The organism is Paenibacillus sp. FSL F4-0236 (genome assembly GCF_038000135.1).
Lineage (GTDB): Bacteria > Bacillota > Bacilli > Paenibacillales > Paenibacillaceae > Paenibacillus_AQ.
Window position 1 is genome coordinate 6618290 of the sequence record NZ_JBBOBK010000001.1, and the last position, 20945, is coordinate 6639234.

At 44.5% G+C, this 20945-nt stretch carries 20 protein-coding genes and 1 pseudogene; all 21 read left to right on the forward strand.

The window, feature by feature from the left end; translation table 11 throughout:
* Positions 1-11: 11 nt before the first annotated feature.
* The 21 genes and pseudogenes from NSQ29_RS29475 (at position 12) to NSQ29_RS29575 (ending at position 20740) form a co-directional block, all read left to right on the forward strand.
* Entirely contained in the window at positions 12-2744 is a 2733-nt protein-coding gene (locus NSQ29_RS29475; RefSeq protein WP_341126660.1) for a stalk domain-containing protein, read from the forward strand.
* Between the two features lie 57 nt (positions 2745-2801).
* Complete coding sequence (locus tag NSQ29_RS29480; RefSeq protein ID WP_042131343.1) at positions 2802-3962, forward strand: sensor histidine kinase; 1161 nt, start codon at positions 2802-2804, stop codon at positions 3960-3962.
* A gap of 4 nt (positions 3963-3966) precedes the next feature.
* Positions 3967-4689 carry a response regulator gene (locus NSQ29_RS29485; RefSeq protein ID WP_042131342.1) on the forward strand — a complete coding sequence of 241 codons (723 nt, stop codon included), beginning with the start codon at positions 3967-3969 and terminating at the stop codon, positions 4687-4689.
* 237 nt (positions 4690-4926) lie between these two features.
* Complete coding sequence (locus tag NSQ29_RS29490; protein WP_076285666.1) at positions 4927-5373, forward strand: glycosyltransferase family A protein; 447 nt, start codon at positions 4927-4929, stop codon at positions 5371-5373.
* 643 nt (positions 5374-6016) lie between these two features.
* Positions 6017-7504: pseudogene (locus NSQ29_RS29495) on the forward strand (helicase-related protein); the annotation flags it as partial.
* Positions 7501-8319 (forward strand): ComF family protein, encoded by an 819-nt coding sequence (locus NSQ29_RS29500; protein ID WP_341126661.1) that lies wholly within the window; start codon positions 7501-7503, stop codon positions 8317-8319. The pseudogene NSQ29_RS29495 and the gene NSQ29_RS29500, both read left to right, overlap by 4 nt.
* 168 nt (positions 8320-8487) lie before the next feature.
* Positions 8488-8898: a TIGR03826 family flagellar region protein gene (locus NSQ29_RS29505; RefSeq protein ID WP_076285720.1), complete on the forward strand. Its 411-nt coding sequence runs from the start codon at positions 8488-8490 to the stop codon at positions 8896-8898.
* Positions 8899-9000: 102 nt separating this feature from the next.
* On the forward strand, positions 9001-9285 hold the full coding sequence (flgM, locus tag NSQ29_RS29510) for a flagellar biosynthesis anti-sigma factor FlgM (protein ID WP_042192418.1): 285 nt from the start codon (positions 9001-9003) through the stop codon (positions 9283-9285).
* A gap of 12 nt (positions 9286-9297) precedes the next feature.
* Positions 9298-9798 carry a flagellar protein FlgN gene (locus NSQ29_RS29515; protein ID WP_042192416.1) on the forward strand — a complete coding sequence of 167 codons (501 nt, stop codon included), beginning with the start codon at positions 9298-9300 and terminating at the stop codon, positions 9796-9798.
* 54 nt (positions 9799-9852) lie between these two features.
* Entirely contained in the window at positions 9853-11436 is a 1584-nt protein-coding gene (flgK, locus tag NSQ29_RS29520; protein WP_341126662.1) for a flagellar hook-associated protein FlgK, read from the forward strand.
* A 15-nt stretch (positions 11437-11451) separates the two neighbouring features.
* On the forward strand, positions 11452-12369 hold the full coding sequence (gene flgL, locus NSQ29_RS29525) for a flagellar hook-associated protein FlgL (RefSeq protein ID WP_341126663.1): 918 nt from the start codon (positions 11452-11454) through the stop codon (positions 12367-12369).
* Between the two features lie 16 nt (positions 12370-12385).
* Entirely contained in the window at positions 12386-12952 is a 567-nt protein-coding gene (locus NSQ29_RS29530; protein WP_341126664.1) for a DUF6470 family protein, read from the forward strand.
* A gap of 108 nt (positions 12953-13060) precedes the next feature.
* Positions 13061-13516, forward strand: coding sequence for a flagellar assembly protein FliW (gene fliW, locus NSQ29_RS29535; protein WP_341126665.1), 456 nt, complete (start codon positions 13061-13063; stop codon positions 13514-13516).
* Between the two features lies 1 nt (position 13517).
* Positions 13518-13763 carry a carbon storage regulator CsrA gene (gene csrA, locus NSQ29_RS29540; RefSeq protein WP_341126666.1) on the forward strand — a complete coding sequence of 82 codons (246 nt, stop codon included), beginning with the start codon at positions 13518-13520 and terminating at the stop codon, positions 13761-13763.
* A gap of 221 nt (positions 13764-13984) precedes the next feature.
* Positions 13985-15358: a flagellin N-terminal helical domain-containing protein gene (locus tag NSQ29_RS29545; RefSeq protein ID WP_341126667.1), complete on the forward strand. Its 1374-nt coding sequence runs from the start codon at positions 13985-13987 to the stop codon at positions 15356-15358.
* 145 nt (positions 15359-15503) lie between these two features.
* Positions 15504-15896, forward strand: coding sequence for a flagellar protein FlaG (locus NSQ29_RS29550; RefSeq protein ID WP_341126668.1), 393 nt, complete (start codon positions 15504-15506; stop codon positions 15894-15896).
* A 17-nt stretch (positions 15897-15913) separates the two neighbouring features.
* The gene (gene fliD, locus NSQ29_RS29555; RefSeq protein ID WP_341126669.1) at positions 15914-17728 is read left to right on the forward strand and encodes a flagellar filament capping protein FliD; all 1815 of its coding nucleotides are present in this window, start codon (positions 15914-15916) and stop codon (positions 17726-17728) included.
* Positions 17729-17747: 19 nt separating this feature from the next.
* Complete coding sequence (fliS, locus tag NSQ29_RS29560; RefSeq protein ID WP_371915740.1) at positions 17748-18155, forward strand: flagellar export chaperone FliS; 408 nt, start codon at positions 17748-17750, stop codon at positions 18153-18155.
* Entirely contained in the window at positions 18148-18483 is a 336-nt protein-coding gene (locus NSQ29_RS29565; protein ID WP_341126835.1) for a hypothetical protein, read from the forward strand. Before fliS ends, NSQ29_RS29565 begins: the two co-directional genes overlap by 8 nt.
* 235 nt (positions 18484-18718) lie before the next feature.
* Entirely contained in the window at positions 18719-18916 is a 198-nt protein-coding gene (locus NSQ29_RS29570) for a cold shock domain-containing protein (RefSeq protein ID WP_019915069.1), read from the forward strand.
* Positions 18917-19303: 387 nt separating this feature from the next.
* Positions 19304-20740, forward strand: coding sequence for an S-layer homology domain-containing protein (locus NSQ29_RS29575; RefSeq protein ID WP_341126670.1), 1437 nt, complete (start codon positions 19304-19306; stop codon positions 20738-20740).
* The last annotated feature ends 205 nt before the right edge of the window (positions 20741-20945 follow it).

Sequence of the window (20945 nt, forward strand, 5' to 3'; positions counted from 1 at the left end):
GTTACGTTGAAATGAATGAAGTTTTCATGGAGAAGAAGAGTAGCGAGGTTGTACGGGGAATAAGATTATCTTCCACTAAAAAGTGGATTGCTGCTTCATTGGCTGGTGTGTTATGGATTATGCCGGTAATCGGCAGTGAAGGTATGATGCTTTTTGGTCAGGGATCTGCACCAATTGCGGCTGCAGCTACAGCTCCTTTTAAGGTGAGTAAGCTGGGAGAAGAAGTAATTACTTCGGGCGCCATTATGATGAAATATAAATATACTACTACACGTTCTGGGGCAAGTGCTTCTGGTCTAGCGGATGTTATTCGAGTAGATCTTAACAATCCATATGTTTCTTTAGATGTGATGACTGGTAAAGGCGGAAACCTGACTACACGGCAAAGTACTGGTGGTATGGCTAAGGAAACTGGAGCCGTGGCCGCAGTAAATGGCGATTATTTTAATACAGGTGGAGAGGGTGCTCCGATCGGTGGACAAGTATCAGGTGGAGTACTGGTGTCTACCCCTTCACAATTGGATGGAATGTATGCCTTTGCAGTGACAAAAGATCGCAAACCTATTATTGACGAGTACAGCTTCGAGGGGATGGTAACCGCGCCAGATGGCGCACAGTTTGAGATCTCAGGTATCAATAAAGGTGCTTATAGCCCTGAAGGCGGAAGCTCGACTTATAGTCATGCTAATGCTATGTATATTTACACAGATGTATGGACTGCACTTGATCGTCCTAAAAATAGCTCCACCACTCCAACTGAGGTACTTGTTGAGAATGGTATAGTTACTCAAATCTCTGAAAATGCTGCACTTCCTATGGCGGTTCCAAAGGGAGCTTATATTTTGCGGGCACATGGCTTAGCCGCACGATATGTTACTGCCCATTTGACGGTAGGACAACCTGTAACAAGTGTGTATTCCCTGAAATCTAAGACTACACAGCAATCGTTAGATCCTGCGAATCTGGAAACAATGATTGGCGGACATACGATTCTAGTAAATAACGGAAAAGCAGCAACGTTCTCTCGTTCTACTAGCAGCATTGGAGGCTATCGTGCTCGTACGGCTTTAGGATATTCCCAAGACGGACGTTATGTATATATAATTGCTGCTGAGAAAAATGGCAATAGTTCAGGGATGTCTCTAACCGAACTGCAATCATTTATGACGAATATTGGAGTCTGGAAAGGTCTTAATCTCGATGGAGGCGGCTCTACAACGATGGTGGACAGGCCCCTCGGTGAAACCTCTACTACACTCACTTTTAATACAGAGTATGGCACAGAGCAACGCAGCATCGTTAACGGGCTTGGTGTCTACACTAACGCACCGCAAGGTGAAGTGAAAGGGATCAAAATTAGCGGAAGTTCCACACTACTGGTTGGACAAAAGGCAACGTATTCTTTAAAAGGTTATGACACGTACTACAACCCTATTGATGTAGCAGCAGGTAATCCTACTTGGGTATCAAGCGGTGGAAGCGCAACGGTAAGTGCAGGTGAAGTAACGGCAGTGAAGCCAGGTACCGTTACCTTAACGGCTAAAAGCGGTGCCGCAAGCGCCTCTACAACAGTTACAGTTCTGGGTGGCAATGATCTATCCAGTATGAGTGTAGGTACAGCTACAGCGCCACTGACAGCCGGAACTACTGTGTCTGTCCCTGTTACAGCGTCAACGAAGAGTGGAACAACTATCAATGTTCCGGATTCAGCACTGAAGTGGGAGTTTGTAGGCTTTAAAGGAGCCGTGAAAGATGGCAAGCTTACTGTAAACGCCGTTGATGCAGGGGTTACTACAGGTTATGCTATTGCCCGTTATGATGGATTTAGTGCAGTGGTTGTATTATCAACAGCAGCAGCTACAACATGGGAAGATTTCGAGAAAGTAAGCTATCCAATCGACTTTACTACCAATGTTCCAGCGGTACAGGGTACTGCAACGATAGTGGATGGAACGGCTGAAAGAGTAGGCTCCAAGGTTCTATCACTCAGTTATGATATGACAGCTGGTAGCGGCAAAATGTATGCTTATGCTCAGCTTAATGGTACAAGCGGTAAAACAGTTCCAGCACTTGCAACTTCGATGTCGGTTGATGTGATGGGCGATATGAGCTTGAATTGGCTGCGTGCTGAATTTGTAGACAACAGTGGAGCTACAGCTTATGTGGATCTTGCGAAGATCATCGATTGGAATGGTTGGAAGAACATTAACATTGACTTGTCAGGCTCAGGCATTAAATTCCCAGCAACACTGAAGAGACTCTATGTAGTCAACGTAGAAGAAGGCCAGGATGAACGGGCGAAGACGGGTACAGTTGCCTTTGATAATATCACCTTTACAATGCCTTCACTTTCCAGTGATGCAGGCTTACCAAAAGGGACAGCTTCTATGAGCATTGGCTCGAAGGCAATGACCGTAAACGGAAATAAGAAAGCTATTGATGTAGCTCCAATTGTAAAAGACGGCAGTACTTATGTGCCAATTCGGTATGTCCTTGATGCTTTCGGAGGCAGCGCTACTTGGGATCAGGTGAATAAGAAGATCATGGTATTACGCGGGGCCAAGGCACTGGATCTTACCGTAAATAAAAAAGAATATCTGCTGAACGGTAAACGTCAGAGTGCTGAAGTAGCACCAATCATTTTACAAGGTAGGACTTTAGTACCGTTAAGACTAGTTTCTGAACAGCTAGGATTAACTGTAAAATGGGAACAGAAAACGAAGACCGTAACTATCGAATCGTGATATGTTAATATAAAGGAAAACCTTTAAAACGATTCGATAGAAAAGGGGCAAGCATCCGTGGAATTTCAAGCCGATGCGATTGATCGCGTCATTAAAAATACCATCGACGTGATGGAGAGCAGCAAGTATCAGATTTTTGAAATATTGCAGGTTGCGCGTGATGAACTTGCTGCACTCAACAAAGAACTGCAGCGGGTCATGGACGAAACGGATGAGACATTGAAAAAAGTAGACAAGCTGGAGCTGCAGTATCACCGCTCCAGAATCCGGCTGACAGAGGTCAGCCGGGACTTTGTCCGCTACTCGGAGAAGGATATCCGTATTGCCTATGAGAAGGCTACGGAGCTACAGCTCGAACTCATGATGACGCGTGAGCGAGAGGTCTATCTTCGATCAAGACGTGATGAATTACAAATGCGAGTGCGCAGTGTCGAAAATTCTGTAGAGCGCGCAGAGTCAATTGGTTCACAAATGAGCGTAGTGCTCGAATATTTGTCGGGAGAACTAGGTCAGGTGACGAGAATTGTCGAATCTGCGAAGAACAGACAGATGATAGGACTCAAGATAATCCTGGCTCAAGAGGAAGAACGGAAGAGAATTGCCCGGGAAATTCATGATGGTCCTGCTCAAATGCTGGCGAATCTAGTCCTTAGGACGGAAATTGTAGAAAGAATGCTGGTAAAGCAGGAATTTGGGTTGGTGCAGGACGAAGTAATAGATTTGAAAGGACAGGTTCGATACAGCCTGGAAGAAATGCGTAAGGTCATCTTTAATTTACGACCGATGGCTCTCGATGATTTGGGATTAATTCCGACTTTGCGGAAATATGTGCATGATTTTGAGGAGAAGACGAAGCTGAGGACGACCTTGGAAACCAGAGGTCAGGAACATCGACTATCTTCAGCCATGGAGGCAGCGGTATACCGATTGGTCCAGGAAGCTTTGTCTAATGCAGCTAAACATGCCTACCCGAGTTTCGTATTGGTAGAGATTACTTACCAAGCGCAGTTAATTAAGATTGTGATTAAGGATAATGGATTAGGTTTTAATGTGCAGAAATTAAAAAATCCGCAGGGCAATCGTGAAAGCTTCGGGCTAGTAGGTATGCGGGAACGTGTAGAACTGCTTGAAGGCAGAATGGAAATCATATCAGCCGAGAATCAGGGGACAACAATCGTGATCCACATTCCGACGAACGTGGAGAAAGGGAAGGAGTAATGTGATGGAGAACTTAAACTCTACTAAAACGCCCATTAAAGTTCTTTTGGCGGATGATCATCAGCTTTTTCGTGAAGGGCTGAAACGTATTTTGAATATGGAGGAGGATATCGAAGTCATCGGTGAATGTGGTGACGGTATCCAGGTATTAGAGTTCTGTAACGGAACTAAACCAGACATCGTACTGATGGATATTAATATGCCTATTGAGAATGGCGTGGAGGCCACTCAAAAACTGCGGGAAATGTTCCCGGAGGTTAAGGTAATTATTTTATCGATTCATGATGATGAGAGTTATGTGTTTGAAACCCTTCGTAAGGGTGCCAATGGTTATTTATTAAAGGATATGGAGGCTGAATCCCTTATTAATGCGATCCGTTCGGTCTGTGAGGGACACGCTTTTATTCATCCAAAGGTTACCGGAAAGCTAATCAATCAATTGCGGCGCATGACTTACCTTAATGAGACTGGAGTAGCTGCTGATACGGTAGTGAAGGAAGCCGGTGTTAAGTTTGTGGCCGGTGACAACAATCCTCTAACACGTCGTGAAGCAGAAGTACTGCGGCTGATGGCGGAAGGTAAGAGTAACAAAATGATCGGTGAGTATTTGTTTATTAGTGAAAAAACGGTCAAAAACCATGTTAGCAGTATTTTGCAAAAAATGGAAGTTGATGATCGTACGCAAGCTGTAATTAACTCGATCAAATATGGTTGGGTAACCTTATAAGAATATTTACAGATTTACGGTACATATAGGAATGAATTCAAGGAGAGCACAGCTTGTTCCTTTAAAATATAAGAAAGTATAAGTTTCAATCCATACTTTATGTCTTATATTTCTCGCTTAAACGCTTACCGTCCTTGCAAGGACGCCGAAGGCGTTTATGCTTGATAGGAACTCTGGGCAGTCACCGACCTTTTAAAGCCGGCATATAGTGTTGGTATACAGAGGAGGTGCATCTCCATGGTAGCCCAGTTGATATGGATTGCGGCTGTTTATGTATCCGCTGCAGTGATTATTCATATGCTGCATAATCGGCAGAAGGTGCGGCAGACACCGCAGTCCGTGAAATGGATTCATTATATTTTGATTACCCGCAATCATGCATCTGTTGTGGAATGGTACATTCGGGCGCTGACATTTCAAGCTTTTTTAACCGGAAAACGATTTCGAGTAACGTTCATGGATGATGGCTCGAGCGATGGAACCCTTGGAATTGTTTCCAGGCTGGCTGATAGTGGCTGCTCTATCGATCTTGCAACATCTATGTACACTTTTCAGGTGAGTGAAGAAGAGTTGCAGCAACAAGGGATTGTGGTAGACTTGCGGTTGTCAGGGCAGTCTGTTTCGTTGCCTTTTATGGGGATGGCAGGAAGTAGGGGATGCGAATCAAAGCGCGACAGATTTTAAGTGAATATGTGAGTAACGGGTGAAGCACACTCTCCAAGAAATGGAGGAGTGTGCTTTTTGCGTTAGAGGCTGGGAAAGTGGTGTGGGCAAGAGTGATTAATGGTGAGACTTAAAGGAGGCCGATTTTATGCGAGCTGCTGTATATGCCTTGGAATGTAGGGGGATCTGGAGTGTTTGGATTTCTTTAGATCTTACAGTAGATAGATGGTGGTGGTCTGGCGCTGGGCTGGAGAGTCAAGGTAGAGGCTTAGTAACGGAGGACAAGCTGGTTTTATTATCTCCTGCGCTGCCGCTGGGGTGGGCGGTGAAGCTGCGCGATTATTTTAAACAAAGGGACGGAATGAGGAACTGGGGGGCAAAGGAGTGGGGGCAATACGTAAGCAGTGTTCTTGAGCCTGAGTTGAAGGAGGAAAGGGAAGCAGGAGGAACGGGAAAGGAAGGGTGGCTTAGTGATGGGGTATCGCTATGGCAGGCTTCTGAAATAAGTGGGCGATTTATAGAACAGTCTAGAAAGAACAATGAATGCAGAGGAAATGACCTCGATTATGCTTTGCTTGAATCGGAGGTAGAACAATTCGTACATGCGGTGGCCGGCCGCTCTTTACTTCAGCCGGAAATAGAAGCGCTGCTGGCAGAGGGCTTTCCAGAGCTGACGGGTCGTTGGCGTCAGGCGGTACAACTGGCGCATCTGCAGGGGCGGCTGCAACTGACAGCTGCCGTTGGTAGTCACGCCCCGGCTGCGCATGGGGCGTGGGCCCGCCAGCGCCCGCAGGGAGCTGGCGCTCTGGCGCGTGCGGCGGCTAAGTTGCCGCACGTATTGTGGCGCGGCGCTGTCGCCCGCCGCGCGGTTTCGCGCTGCCTGCGCTGCGGCAGCGCTCCCACCGGCCGCACGGCATGCGCCGCGTGCGGCCTTATGGGCTGCGCCTATTGCGAGGCCTGCCTCGCACTTGGGCGCAGCCGGGCTTGCGCGCTGCTGCTGCGCAGCGCAGCGCTTCCGGCCGTGCGGTGCACGGCCGCCCTTGACCCCACCGCGGCCGCAGGCCGGTGGGGACTGAGCCCAGCGCAGGCGGGAGCCGCTGGCGCTGCGCTGGGTTTTCTGGCGGAGCGGCGTGAGCGCTCCGCCAATTCGTGCCCAGAGCGGTTCCTGCTCTGGGCGGTAACGGGAGCCGGGAAGACAGAAATGATCTTCCCGCTCCTAGAGGCCGTGCTCGCCGCCGGTGGGCGGGCGCTCGTAGCGACGCCGCGACGCGACGTCGTACTCGAGCTCGCTCCGCGGCTCGCGAGGGCTTTCCCGGCGGAGATTCTCGCCGTGCTTTATGGCGGCAGCGCAGAACGCTGGGTGAGTGGTCGCTTAACGCTCGCGACTACCCATCAGCTGCTGCGCTTCCATCGAGCCTTTGATCTCGTTATCATAGACGAGCTGGACGCGTACCCCTACCACAATGATCCTATGCTGGCATATGCCGCAGAACAAGCTTGTAAGGTAGAGGGTTCTTTTATCTACTTATCAGCCACTCCACCACAAGAAATGCAGCGGTTGGTCCGGTCAGGCAGACTTCCACATGCCAGAGTACCTGTCCGCTTCCATGGTCATCCTTTGCCTGTGCCGCAGCATCTGTCTATGACATCTGTTCAAACATGCCTAAAGCGTGGGAACTTACCTAGATCGATCATACATACGCTTCGTAGGTCGCTCGAGCGCGAGGCGCAAATCTTTTGTTTTGTGTCGCGTATTGCACATATTGAAGGATTACTGGTTCTGCTTCGTCGGAACTTTCCCGGCGTAGTTATCGAGGGTACCTCCTCTAAAGATCCCTTCCGGTCAGAGAAGATAACTGCTTTCCGCAACCGTGCCATCTCCCTATTAGTAACGACTACGATTCTGGAACGGGGAGTTACAGTGCCTCGTAGCGATGTTTTTATTTTGGATGCGGACAGCGATCTTTTTGACGAAGCCTCATTGGCTCAGATGGCGGGGCGTGCCGGGCGATCTAAGGATGATCCTGCAGGGCGGGTTGTATTTGCCTCTCTCCAGTGGACTCGATCCCAGCGAGGAGCGATCTGCCAGATTCGTACTATGAACGTCATTGCTCGCCGAAAAGGCTATATTAGCAAGGAGACACTGAGATGAGTGCCCTGTTCTCATGGTTAACCAAATCTCAGGCACTCTTGTCCCCTTCCGTAACTCCATGCTTAACTTGCGGTAAGCGCAACCCTGTATCCTCGCAATTTCCTGGAGTTTGCAGGAATTGCGTAGAATCCATTCCTTGGATACGTTCCCTACGCTGCTTGAAATGTGGTCGGCATGTGGGCTGTCCTGACTGTACCCGAAGTAGTGAACCGTCACCGATTATTTGTAATCGAAGTGCAGTGGCTTACACTAGTGTTATGCGAGAATGGTTGGGTCAGTATAAATATCGCGGGAATGAAAGATATGCCCTTTTACTTGGCCTCATGCTGGATAGAGCCTATCTAACCCTAAAAAAAGAGAAGCAGAGCGCTCTTTTATCCCGAAAACCATCCATCATCCATCGTTCTTGGTCTGCTGATTTGTTAGTGCCAGTGCCTGTCAGTGATTCCCGGCTTATGGAGCGAGGATTTAATCAAGCGGAAAGATTGGCTGATGTGCTAGCTAGATGTAGGAAGATTCCACAACTTCCGCTGCTGATCCGCACACATCATACGGGAAAGCAGAGTTTTAAGAGCCGAGCGGAACGACTAACAGATATGAAGCACGCTTTTGCGGAGAATCCAGCAGTAACAACACAATTTACGGATTGGATGAAAAGGGGGGTCCCTCTAAATCGTTCTGTTCGGATTATTATTGTTGATGATATTTATACAACGGGCAGTACCATTCGTGCGTGCGCTGAGATCATACAACAAATGGGCTCAGATTATGGTTATGCGGTAGAGGTGTATAGCCTAACTTGGGCACGTTCCTGAGGAGAGCGAAATGCATGATTGTGAACAGCCCATTCACTTTTTGAAGAGATCCATGCCCGTAATAGCGTTTCTTCCGTCCCATAGACGAATTCTTTGCAATCATGTAATCTAGGAGCATAAGGATATTATGCGTTGTACAGAATGTACGGAGAGGAGCGGCTGCTTGTTATGAATCTAGACAATTGTCCAAGGTGCGGCCGGTTGTTTGTTAAGAATCTTATGGGGTTGTGCCAGCCCTGCATCAAAGAGCTGGAGCATGAATATGAGATCTGCGTGGATTATTTGCGGGAGAACAAAGGAACCAACATTCAAGAGTTGTCCGATGCTACAGGAATTTCGATTAAGGAGATCACCCGCTTTATTCGAGAGGGCCGGATATCTATAGCTAATGCTCCTAATATGATGTATCCCTGCGAGGTGTGTGGAACGCTGATTCGCGATGGGCATATGTGTGATAGCTGCCGTTCTCGGCTAAGGAAGGATCTCTCCAATGCCGCCAAGGAAAGTGCTGCTGAGGATTCTACCAAAAAGACAACAGACGGTGCATATCGTGCCATAGACAAGTTGCGTGACCTATAAAATCTGCAAAAAAACGTTTGCAGCTATAAAGAATGTTTCAGTCTACGCCGATAAACTTAGTAAAGATTATCGGCTTTTTTATATTAGAAGGAAGGTGAAGTTATGAAAATTAACGAGACCGGACGAATTAACGCGATGAATCCGTATCAACGCAGCGCGGATGCGCAAAGGCAGGAACAAATGAAGAAAAGTTCACGCAAGGATGAGGTTTCGATCTCTGATGAAGCGATTCAGCTCTTGCAAGCACAGAATTCTGGTAATGATGCTGAACGTGCACTTAAGATCGACAGTTTGAAGCAACAGGTCTCCGCAGGTACCTATCAAGTAGATGCAGCTAAGCTAGCAGAGAAACTCGCCCCTTACTTTAAGCAATCCTCCGAGAATTAGGTGAAACCATCCATGGCATTGACGACATTAATAGAACTATTGGAGCGGCTGGACGAAGTGCATAATCAAATGCTGGAGCTGGCCGCTGAGAAAAAACAGACGATTATGGACAACAAGGTGGATGCATTAATCGACATCCTGAACCGTGAGTCCAAGTTAATGAAACTGATTGGACAGCTCGAGGAACAGCGAATCGCGGCGGCATATACCGTTCTGCAAGGCGTAGGTATTCGTTCCAACCTGAACCTGAACCTAACTGAGCTGTCCAGACTTATATTTGACCCTGAAGACAAGGCACGACTGCTGCATATTCAGCAGAAGCTTTCTGGCACTTTGCACCGCTTGAAAGAAGCAAATGAGCTTAATCAGAAGCTGATAGAGCAGTCGCTTACTTTTATAGATTATTCTTTGGATTTGCTGGTCGGAAGACCGAATCAGGATATCACATATCATCGTCCGTCCGACAAAGGCAATGGCGTAAATCGGTCGGGGATTTTTGATGCACGAGGCTAGAATTGTACTGATGAAGTGTTCTGTCAGAGCAGAACATAAGGAGGAGTAAGCAGCATGACATCCACTTTTCACTCGATAGAGACGGCGAGACGCAGCCTTTTTACTCAGACCGCAGCTCTTAATACGACTGGACACAATATCGCAAATGCGAATACCGAGGGTTATACTCGTCAACGTGTAAATATGAAGGCTGCTTTACCTATTGAAGCGTACGGATTTAATAAATCTACCGTTCCTGGTCAAATGGGTACAGGGGTGGAATTCTCATCTATCGATCGGATTCGGGAAATGTTTCTGGATGATCAGTACCGTGGTGAGAATTCTGCATTTGGAAACTGGAAGCTTCAAGCAGATACCCTCTCTAAACTAGAAGCGATTGTTAACGAACCATCGGATACAGGTATTCGTACCGTTCTAGATAACTTCTGGAAATCATGGTCTGACCTTAGTAAGAACCCTGAAGATCCTACTGCTCGTAAGATTGTAGTACAAACTGCACAATCTTTGACTGATGCCATGAATTATATGAGCACGCAATTAGATAATCTTGAACGGGATCTAACTACTAATATTGAAGTTAAAGCAAAAGAGGCTCAGGGTTACCTAACCGCTATCGCAGACTTGAATAAATCGATCTATAAGATCGAAGGTATGGGCGATCAGGCAAATGATTTACGCGATCAACGCGATCTGATGGCAGACAAGCTATCCAAGATTGTTAATATTACCGTCGTGGAGACAGAAGCTGGTTATAACGTTTCTCTGGGTGGACAGCCACTGGTAGAGGGTGGAGAAGTTACTGCAACCGTAGATAGTGCATTTCTTAATAATGCTTATGCCGCTGGAACCTTGAAGGGCGGCGAGGCTTACGGAATGATTTTCTCCAAAAACACTTATGTTACCGACTACAAAAAACAACTCAACGATATGGCTAGTACGATTGCTACTGGTGACGTTGAGATTACAATACCGGCAGGTTCTAATCTTCCTGAAGGTACGGTGTTGACTAATGATGCCAAGATTAAGCAAGCAGATGGCACCGTAGTTACATTGGCTGCTGGACAAGCTATGCCAAAGGGCGCTTCTGTAAACGAAGATGTTAAGACTATAGTCAAAGGCTTGAACGGACTTCACAAGTTAGGTTATGCGATGGATGGAAGCTCTGGTCGTGATTTCTTTGTAACCTCTGGTGACGCTGGAACGATCAAGTTAAATCCCGAAATTGCTGCTGATGTTAGTTTATTTGCTACCTCGTTGCGCACGAATGTAGATGCAGCTGGGAATACGCAGGTCGTTAAAGGAAATAACACCTTGGCGCTCTTGCTTACGAATCTGAAGGATAGTAAATTCACTACGCCGGACGGTAGCATTAGCAATACTGTTGGTGGACTTCTTGGCTCCATGGTGGGTCAGCTAGGTATTCAATCACAAGAGGCTGCGCGTCAAACCGATAACTCAGATTATCTTGTAGAGCAAGTTAATTCCCGTCGTCAATCTGTTAGCGGTGTGTCTCTGGATGAGGAAATGTCGAATATGCTCGTGTTCCAGCACGCTTATAGTGCCGCAGCGCGTTTTATGACTACTTTTGATGAATTGCTAGACAAATTGATTAATTCCACCGGCACAGTCGGCAGATAAAAGGAGATATAGCATATGTTGAGAGTAACCTCTAACATGATGAATTCACAGCTTCTGCTTAACCTAAACCGTAATGCTCGGACGATGAACGACACACAGCTACAGCTTTCAAGCGGACGCAAAATCAACAAGCCCTCTGATGATCCGGTAGGGATCACGTATTCCCTACGCTATCGTGCGGAGCTTTCCTCTAACGAGCAATATACCAAAAATGTAGATAGCGCTCTTTCATGGTTGGATTATAATGATACAGTCCTAGGTCAAGCCGGAGATGTCGTTCAAAAGATTCGTGAATTGACCGTACAAGCTTCGACAGGTACTAATCCGCAGTCAGCACTTGACAGTATCAATGCAGAAGTATTGCAGTTAAAAGACCAACTTGTGGATATTGCTAACAGTACGTTGAATGGTAAGTATATCTTTAATGGCGAGCAATACAACACGAAACCTTATGATTTCACTAAAGGTGCAGATGGTACGTATGATGTATCTAAGCCGATTACAACAGATATCGGGCAGATTCAGTTTATTGTAGGTGAAGATGTGCGTATGCCAATCAGTATGACTGGCAATGACGTATTCGGTAAGACTGGGGATACGGATAATCTGTTTGCAATTATTAATAATCTTTCAGCTGGGTTAAAGGCTGGTGATCTTAAGGCTGTATCTGGTCAACTTGATATAATCGATACGCGCATGGAGACGATTTTATCGGCACGTTCCGAAATAGGGGCAAAGACTAACCGCGTTGAATTGATGCAGGATCGGCTTAGTGATCTGAATATTAACCTGACGGATCTACAGGCAAAAACAGAGGATGCCGATTATGAAGGTTTAATTATGAATTCGAAGATCCAAGAGAATATCTATAATGCTTCCTTGTCTGTGGGGGCAAAGATTATATCCACAACTCTCGTAGACTTTATCAGATAAACGGAGGTGGTTCTCTTTGCTGCAGCCGATATTGCAAATTCGTCAGACGCCTGCTCTAATGAGTATTGATGCTGACCCGGGCTCTTATTCGATCAGTCAGCCTAAGGCTGAGATTAGTGTAACAACCACTCCGGGTGAACTAACAGTTCAATCCACTAGGCCTGAGCTGACAATAGATCAGGCCCGTGCTTGGGAGGCTTATAACGGTGGAAAGATGCTGGATATGAACAAACGGATTTATTCTGGCATTCAACAGTTATACCTTCAGGGCATTGCCAGAAAGGTCGAGCAAGGGAATCGAATGGCTCAGTTTTTTAGACCTGGTAATTCAATTGCAGAAGTGTATGGCACTGATACCGAACCAAATTCGTTTCCAGAGATTCGTGGTCCAGCATCCTACGACAATGTGGATATTCATATTGAAACGAGAGCCCCACAAATCGATTTTCGAGCAGCAAGAGTAGATATTCAGGTGGAGAGGCATAATCCAGAGATTGAATATACTCGCGGAAAGTTAAACATATATATGCAGCAATACGCTTCGATTCAGTTTATTCCACCAGAATTGAATGTTCAATTGTAGCTTCTTAAGCTATAGGTGTGCCGGAAAGCGCCTCTATAGCTTTTCTGTTATTTAGAATCCGAACGAGGTAAGTTAAGAACCAGTTTTGCTATGCAAAACTTTTGAGGAGTGAACAACTTGATTATAGAAACACTATCTTGGGGAAAACTTGAAGTAACTGAGGAACAGATCTATTATTTTTCCAAAGGAATTCCCGGATTCGACGAAGAAACAGAACTCGCATTGATAGAAATGGCAGAGTCACCCTTTTGGTATTTGCAGTCAATAAAGAACGAAGGATTATCCTTTCTGCTTGGTGATCCGTTTATATTTTACCCCTCCTATGAATTTGAATTGCCGGATAATGAAGCGGAAGAGCTCCAGATTGGTTCGAATGTGGTTGTCCGTTGCATCATTACTCTGAAAGAACAGGTTGAACAATCCACAATTAATCTGTTGGCTCCCATTGTCTTAAATCCAGATGGAAATGTGGGGAAACAAATCGTTCTCCACAGATCACCTTATCACACGAAGCATTGCCTGCTGCAAGAGCAGCCAGCAATAGACGGAAAGGATGGTGGATAATATGCTCGTGCTTTCCCGCAAAAAAGGTGAGTCCATTGTCATTCAAGATCAGATTGAACTAACGGTCTTAAGTGTAGAGGGAGATACGGTTAAAATAGGTATTGCCGCTCCCAAGCATGTCGATATTTTCCGTAAAGAAGTATATCTGTCTATACAGGAAGCAAACCGTGAATCGGCTGCTCCATTGCAATCGGATCTTAATGCGCTGATTCATCGGCTTCGCGGATATAACGGCAATAACGAATAAGAGTCTAGAAAACTCATTCCTGGGGCTGCAGCCTCAGGTTTTTTTGTGATATAGGCAGATTTTCCAAGAAATTTTTAAAAAACTTCGAAATGCTCTAAACAGTTGGGTGCATGCCGTCGATATATGTAGTAGACGCTGATCCGGCAGGGCGGCCGACCTTAATGGTTCGGCGTTTACCACATGGATGTGGAACTAACTTAATTTCAGGGAGGAAATATCAAATGATTATCAACCACAATATCGCGGCTTTGAATACTCATCGCCAACTGTCTGCTAACACAGCCAACACTAACAAAAATATCGAGAAATTGTCTTCCGGTCTTCGTATCAACCGTGCCGGTGACGATGCTGCCGGCCTGGCAATCTCCGAAAAAATGCGCGGTCAAATCCGCGGTTTGGATCAAGCTAACCGCAATGCTCAAGATGGTATTTCCTTAATCCAAACTGCTGAAGGTGCTTTGAACGAAACTCACAGTATCCTGCAACGTATGCGTGAATTATCAGTCCAATCTGCGAATGATACTAACACTGACTCTGACCGTGTTGAATTGCAGAAGGAAATCACTCAACTCAAACAAGAAATTGATAGAATTGGTGACACCACTGAGTTTAATACAAAGAAACTATTGGATGGACGCTCTGGTAAAAATGCATTAGTAACCGGAGGGACTGCAACTGGTAGTAAGGTTAATGTTATCTCAACAGGTGAAAATGCTATTGGCGGTACTTATGCTGGTATTAAAATTACGACAGCAGCTACTAAAGCAACAAATGCTGTAGGGGCCGATGTTGCAGCAACAACAGCTGCAGGAGATACAACTTTGGTTCTAAACGGCGTTGATTTTAAATTCGCTAAAGACGTATCAGCTTCTGATATGATTTCAGCAATTAATGCTAAATCTAGAGAAATTGGTTTTACAGCTGCTGATGATGGTACGGGTAAGCTGACTTTCTCGGCCAATGACTTTGGTACAGGTTACACGTTGACAGCAACTGGTACAGCAAAAGCCGTGGTAGGTGCTCCAACAGCTGGTAAGAATGTAGCTATTGATGCAACTACTCTTCCAGCTGGTGTTACAGCTACAATAGCGGACTCCAAGCATGGCGCTACAGTAACATTTAAAGGTGGCTCACTTGATGGTACTGTTGTAGATTCTGCAGCCAATGCTGATGGTGATACTTTTGAGCTGACTGTAGCTGATAATAGTCTTGATTTTCAAATTGGCGCTAATGCAGGTCAAAAAATCAATATCTCCGTTCAAGATATGCGTTCGGGCGCACTAGGAGTAAACAACATCGATGTAAGTAACGCTACAACAGCTAGTGATTCAATAACTACAATTGATGCAGCATTGAGCAAAGTATCTGGCGAACGCTCAAAACTGGGCGCGTACCAAAACCGTTTGGAACACACCATCAATAACTTAGGAGCATCCTCTGAAAACCTGTCTGCTGCTGAATCCCGTATTCGAGATGTTGACATGGCTAAAGAAATGATGAACCAAACTAAGAATAATATTCTAGCTCAAGCAGCTCAAGCAATGTTGGCTCAAGCAAACCAACAACCACAAGGTGTTCTGCAATTGCTTCGTTAATTTATTCGCTTTCTCGAAGCTCCAGGGGTTTTCCCTGGAGCTTTTTTTATATTTGTTTTGCTTGACAGGAAGAGAAAACCCTAAATTATTCCTAATATAAACCGATATATACATTATAAAATGAGCGTTGTTGGAGGTCGAGTTAATGAACGTACAGTTTTCACTTACTGCTAGCTCTACAATAAGCGGACCAAACAGACCTGAAGTTAAGAATACTAGTGCTAAATCGGTGTCACAGGTAAGTGAGGCAACCCCCATAAGAGATACAAAAGAAATGAGTACAAAAGAAAAACAGGGGATAAACGTAAGTATTGCCGAGGAACAGCTCATTAGAGCGATCGAACGTGCAGTGAAATCTTTACAGGGACCCCAGACTACGCTTGAGATAAGCATCCATGAGAAAACACATGATATTATGGTTAAAGTGTTAAATAAAGATACAGGTGAGCTTATTCGCGAAGTTCCTCCGGAGAAAACTTTAGATCTTGTAGCTAAAATGATGGAAATTGCAGGTATATTAGTAGATGAAAAAATCTAGTTAATGGAGGTGTTATTTTGGTTACACGTATAAATGGATTCTCAGGAATGGATATTGACGCAATGGTTAAGAGTATGATGGCGGCAAAGCGAGTCCCGCTTGATAAATTACAAGCAGATAAGCAGCTTTTGGAATGGAAGAGAGATAGTTACCGGGAAATTAACAGTAAGCTATATGAGTTTAAAACTAATAAACTTACTGATAAATATGGAGTTAATAGTGCTCTAAATGCAAATAAAGCTATTGTTACAGGTAATACAAATGCCATTAAGGCTGAAGCTACTGCCGAAGCGAATGGTACTGAGATGAAACTTAGTATTGAGAGACTTGCAACAAGAGCAACTATTGAAACAAGTGGGATTGGCTCTGGTAAAACAAGTTCCACAATGCTCGCACAAATTGCAAATGAAAAATTAGGTACACTCCTTCCAAATGAACAGGAAGCGTTACTTAATAAAGAATTTGTTCTAACTATTAATGGTGAAACATTTAAGGACACCAGTGGTAAGTCACTCTTTAATGGTAGGACTACTATTGCCACTATGGTTTCTACAATCAATGCTAATTCTAAAGCAAATGCTATCGCAAGTTATGACGAGATTTCAGGGAAATTAATCATTCGTTCTAAAACAAGTGGAGCAACTGGTAAAGTTGAGATAGGGGCATCAGGGGATGATGGAGTCATAGGTTTGTTTAATGGTTTTCCTAAATCCTCTATTGAAACAAGGGGGATTGGTGGTGGTTATCAAACAACCGATACATTGTCTCAAATTCTCGGTGCCGATCCATTAAAAGAATATACATTAAAAATTAATAATGTTGATTTTAAATTTTTGGGTTCTGCTTCGATTGATAGTATCCTTACAAAAATAGAGTCAGATTCCGAGGCGAAAGCCAGCTTCGACAGTTCTACAGGTAAGTTGATATTTACTTCTAAAACAAAAGATACTGGGGGTACGGTTAAATTCGGAAATGAGTCAGGACAAAATACCCTTCTTGATCTTTTTAACCAAACTCTTGGTGTAAATGCACAGGTTACTATAAATGGAACTAAATTTGATAAAGACTCTAATAACTTCACAGTAAACGGCGTTGCACTCACACTGCTGACTACTACTCCGGCAGGTGAGTCAACTACTATTACTACTCAGACTGATTCAGCTAAGGCAATAGATACAATCAAAGGGTTTATTGAAGATTATAACAGTATATTGGAATTAATGAATAAAAAAACAAGCGAAGTTAAATATCGTACTTTCGCCCCTCTAACAGATGAACAGAAAAAGGATATGAAGGAGGCTGATATTAAAGCTTGGACGGAAAAGGCACAGAGCGGACTTTTAAAGAATGATGATATTCTAAAGTCAATGGCATCGTCAATGCGAATGATCATCACTGGAAGCTTAGGTGATTTGGACTCAATGGGTATTACCACAGGTAAGTACTTTGAAGGTGGAAAGCTTTATCTTAACGAATCTAAACTAAAAAAGGCAATTGATGATAACCCACAAAGGATACTCGATGTGCTACAGGGGCCTGCAAGCGATCCATCTAGTGGACTGTTTGATAAAATTGCTGAAAGAGCAAACAAAGCATTAGAAATGATTTCAGAGAAGGCAGGGACAGATAGATTCTCAGCGTCTCTTACAGGTACCTACAAAGCAGAGAGTTCTATAGGCAGGACACTGAAGGGCTACAATAGTCGACTTGAAGTAATGCAGAAGAACCTTAATAATGCTGAAAATCGCTACTACAAGCAGTTCTCTGCCATGGAAACGGCAATGAACAAGTTGCAGTCACAGTCTAACAGTCTTTTCTCCACATCCAGCTAAGATAATTATAAAATAGAGGGTGACATTATTGATAACATCTCCTTATGACAAGTATCGCCAATCTTCTGTCAAAACCTCAACGCCTGCACAGTTGGTAGTCATGCTTTACGATGGAGCCATTCGTTTCGTTAGAACAGCGATGGATGGTCTTAGCAAACAGGACTATGAGAAGACCAGTCTTAATTTTGGCAAAGCCCAAACGATTATAAGTGAATTAATGAGTACATTGGACTACTCTTATGAGGTCTCTAATAATCTTTATTCACTTTATGAATATACAAATTTCTTGTTAGTGGAAGCTAACATCCGCAAAAGCCCAGAAAAAGCGGAAGAGGCTATCGGCTATCTTACAGAACTTCGGGAAACTTGGCTACAGGCATCCAAAATCGCTGCAGGCCAGGGACAGGCTGAAAGTGCTCATGGATGAGTTAATTCAGAGCCTGAAGGAACTAACCTTGGACATTACGGACAGACTCGATGAGACTACCTATGAGGAGTTAGAGCTTTTTGTCGAGGATCGTCAGGAGCTTGTCGACTCTATTGCAGAACAAGCCGGAATTTGTAAGTCGACGTCCGCACAAAAACAAGAAATTAATCGAATTTTGGAATACGATAATGTGATTTTAGATAGAATGAACGCTCTTCGTTTGGAAGCCCAAGACTGGTTGCAGAAGCGCAATCAGGCTAAAGTACAGCGTAGCGCCTACGAGGCCGCCTACACCCCAGATAGTTTTCTAATGGATCGCAGAAAATAATTTATTTCGGTGTTTAACTATAGGAGTAGACGGGTATTAAATACCGTCTGCTCTTTTTTTGATCCTTACGCTGCAACTATTTCTTGATTATGGTAAATTAAACGTCCTATTTTACGTGGTAAATTATTGCATGTAAACATTTACTTTTCCAATTGACAATGAAGAAGTTACGGTGGTATAGTCGATTTGTGAGCAAGACTCACGTTCATCTGATGACGAAGGGAATGTTTAATCAATGGAAGGTAAAGTAAAATGGTTTAACGCAGAAAAAGGTTATGGTTTTATCGAGACTGCAGACGGTGGCGACGTATTCGTACACTTTTCCGCGATTCAAACAGATGGTTTCAAGACTTTGGATGAAGGCCAATCCGTAGAGTTCGATATCGTTGAAGGCGCACGCGGACCACAAGCAGCTAACGTAATCAAATTATAATCATACGGCTAAGCCGACCTACATATAAGTAGATGGTTAGCAATTTAGACAGCGCTAGCAAGGATCTTGGGAATTCTCCCAAGATCCTTTTTTTGTGTGCTTGGGGCCCCGGTAAAGTACCTGAGTATACATCGAAGTAAAGCTCCACTTTGTGGGGATAATTTGTGCTCTCATAAGCCTCTATCAATGCTGTTAATAGAAAGAAAATAGCGTACTTTGTAAATTTATAATATGGAAAATGTTAGAACTCTTCGAAATGTGGGTAATAGGTATACGTTGAGCTGTTTATCTTACCTCGACGCACACTATGTTAGCCTAGGCCAATACTTCCGAGAAGAGATTCATATAGCCTACGCTATCAAAACTTTTAGGAGGATGATTAGCAGGATGAAAAAGAAGTTGCGCGGTCTTATGACCGGAGTTTTAGGAGTTAGTATGTTATTAGGATCTCTTGGCAGCGTATCTGCCGCCTCCGTACCTAAGGATATTCAAGGTCACTGGGCCCAAGCTCAGCTACAGGAATGGTTAGATAGTGGATACCTTGGAGGATACCCAGATGGTACAGTTAAACCAAACAAGGCAATTACACGTGGAGAGTATGTGACTCTGGTAAATCGCCTGTTCGGTTTTAAAGAAAAAGCCACTGTAAGCTTTAAAGATATGAAAAGCACAAACTGGAACTACAGTGAAGTGGCTAAAGCCGTGGAAGCTGGCTATATCGGAGGATACGAGGACAATACGTTCCGTCCTAATAGTCCGCTCACAAGACAAGAGGCAGCGGTAATGGCTGCGAAATTACTTAAATTGAGCACCAATAGCACTACTAGCAAATTTAAAGACAACGCACAAATTGCAGCATGGGCAAAAGGTGCAGTAGCCGCTGCAGCGGAAAAGAAGATTATTAACGGTTATCCGGACGGAACCTTCGGTCCTAAGAGATCGTTAACACGTGCAGAGGCTGTAGGTATCATCAACACCTCAGTCATCTATTACCCAGGTAGTGGTACAGGTGGTGGAGTAGTTCCTACCCCAACGCCAACGGCTACTCCGACACCAACCGCTACGCCAACGCCAACAGCTACACCAGGTGGTAGTACAGGTGGTGGATCTGGCGGCGGTAACGGTGGTGACGGAAATGTCACAACACCAACCGTAAGTGGGGCAACCTATGGTAACGTTGGTTCGGTAACAGCCGATGTATACCTGACATCTTCCGTAACTGGCTCAGTGTACTATGTTGTAGCTCCTTATACTGCTAACGTAAGTGCACCGAGTGCATTGCAGGTAGAAAAAGGACAGATCAGCAATGGAACTGCAAGCGAACAACATGGTAGTGTTGCAACTGTAGCCAACACAACGGTTACATTCTCGGTTTACGGATTGAATCCTGGGACGGAATATGCAACATATATCGTAGCAGCGGATGCATCTGGCAATCTGTCTACTGTAACAACAGTTCGATTAACTACTGCTCAGGCAACAGCAAACTCGATTACGCTTTTTGAACCAGGACAAGTAGGTACAGTTACAGCAGATGTGTATGTTAAATATGGCGTGACTGGTGGCACTCCAACACCGGTAAGATATGTAGTATTGCCGGCAAATGAAAAAGCACCTAGCGCAACACAAATTTCTTTAGGGCAGAATAGTGCGGGTACAGCATTGACTGCTCCATGGACGAACACACTTACGTTCGCTCCTGGTGTAAAATATACGCATACATTGACTGGATTGACAGCCAATACTGCCTATAAGGTATACGTTATTAAAGGAACAGGTACACAATTGTCACCTGTAGAAATCATTCAAATTCATACCAAGTAACTTAATCTTATACTGTCTCAGTTTGGGAATATAAGAATGGAATTCGTACTATAATAACGACAGGTTTACAATTGGTCCGGTGAGGCGAATAGTTGCTCTTACCGGACTTGTTTTATTTGTGAACACAAGGACAATATTTGTTATCTAATTGTAAGGGCTGTAAGGAATTACTTTTTACTTAGCCTTAACAATTTGGTATAATGAA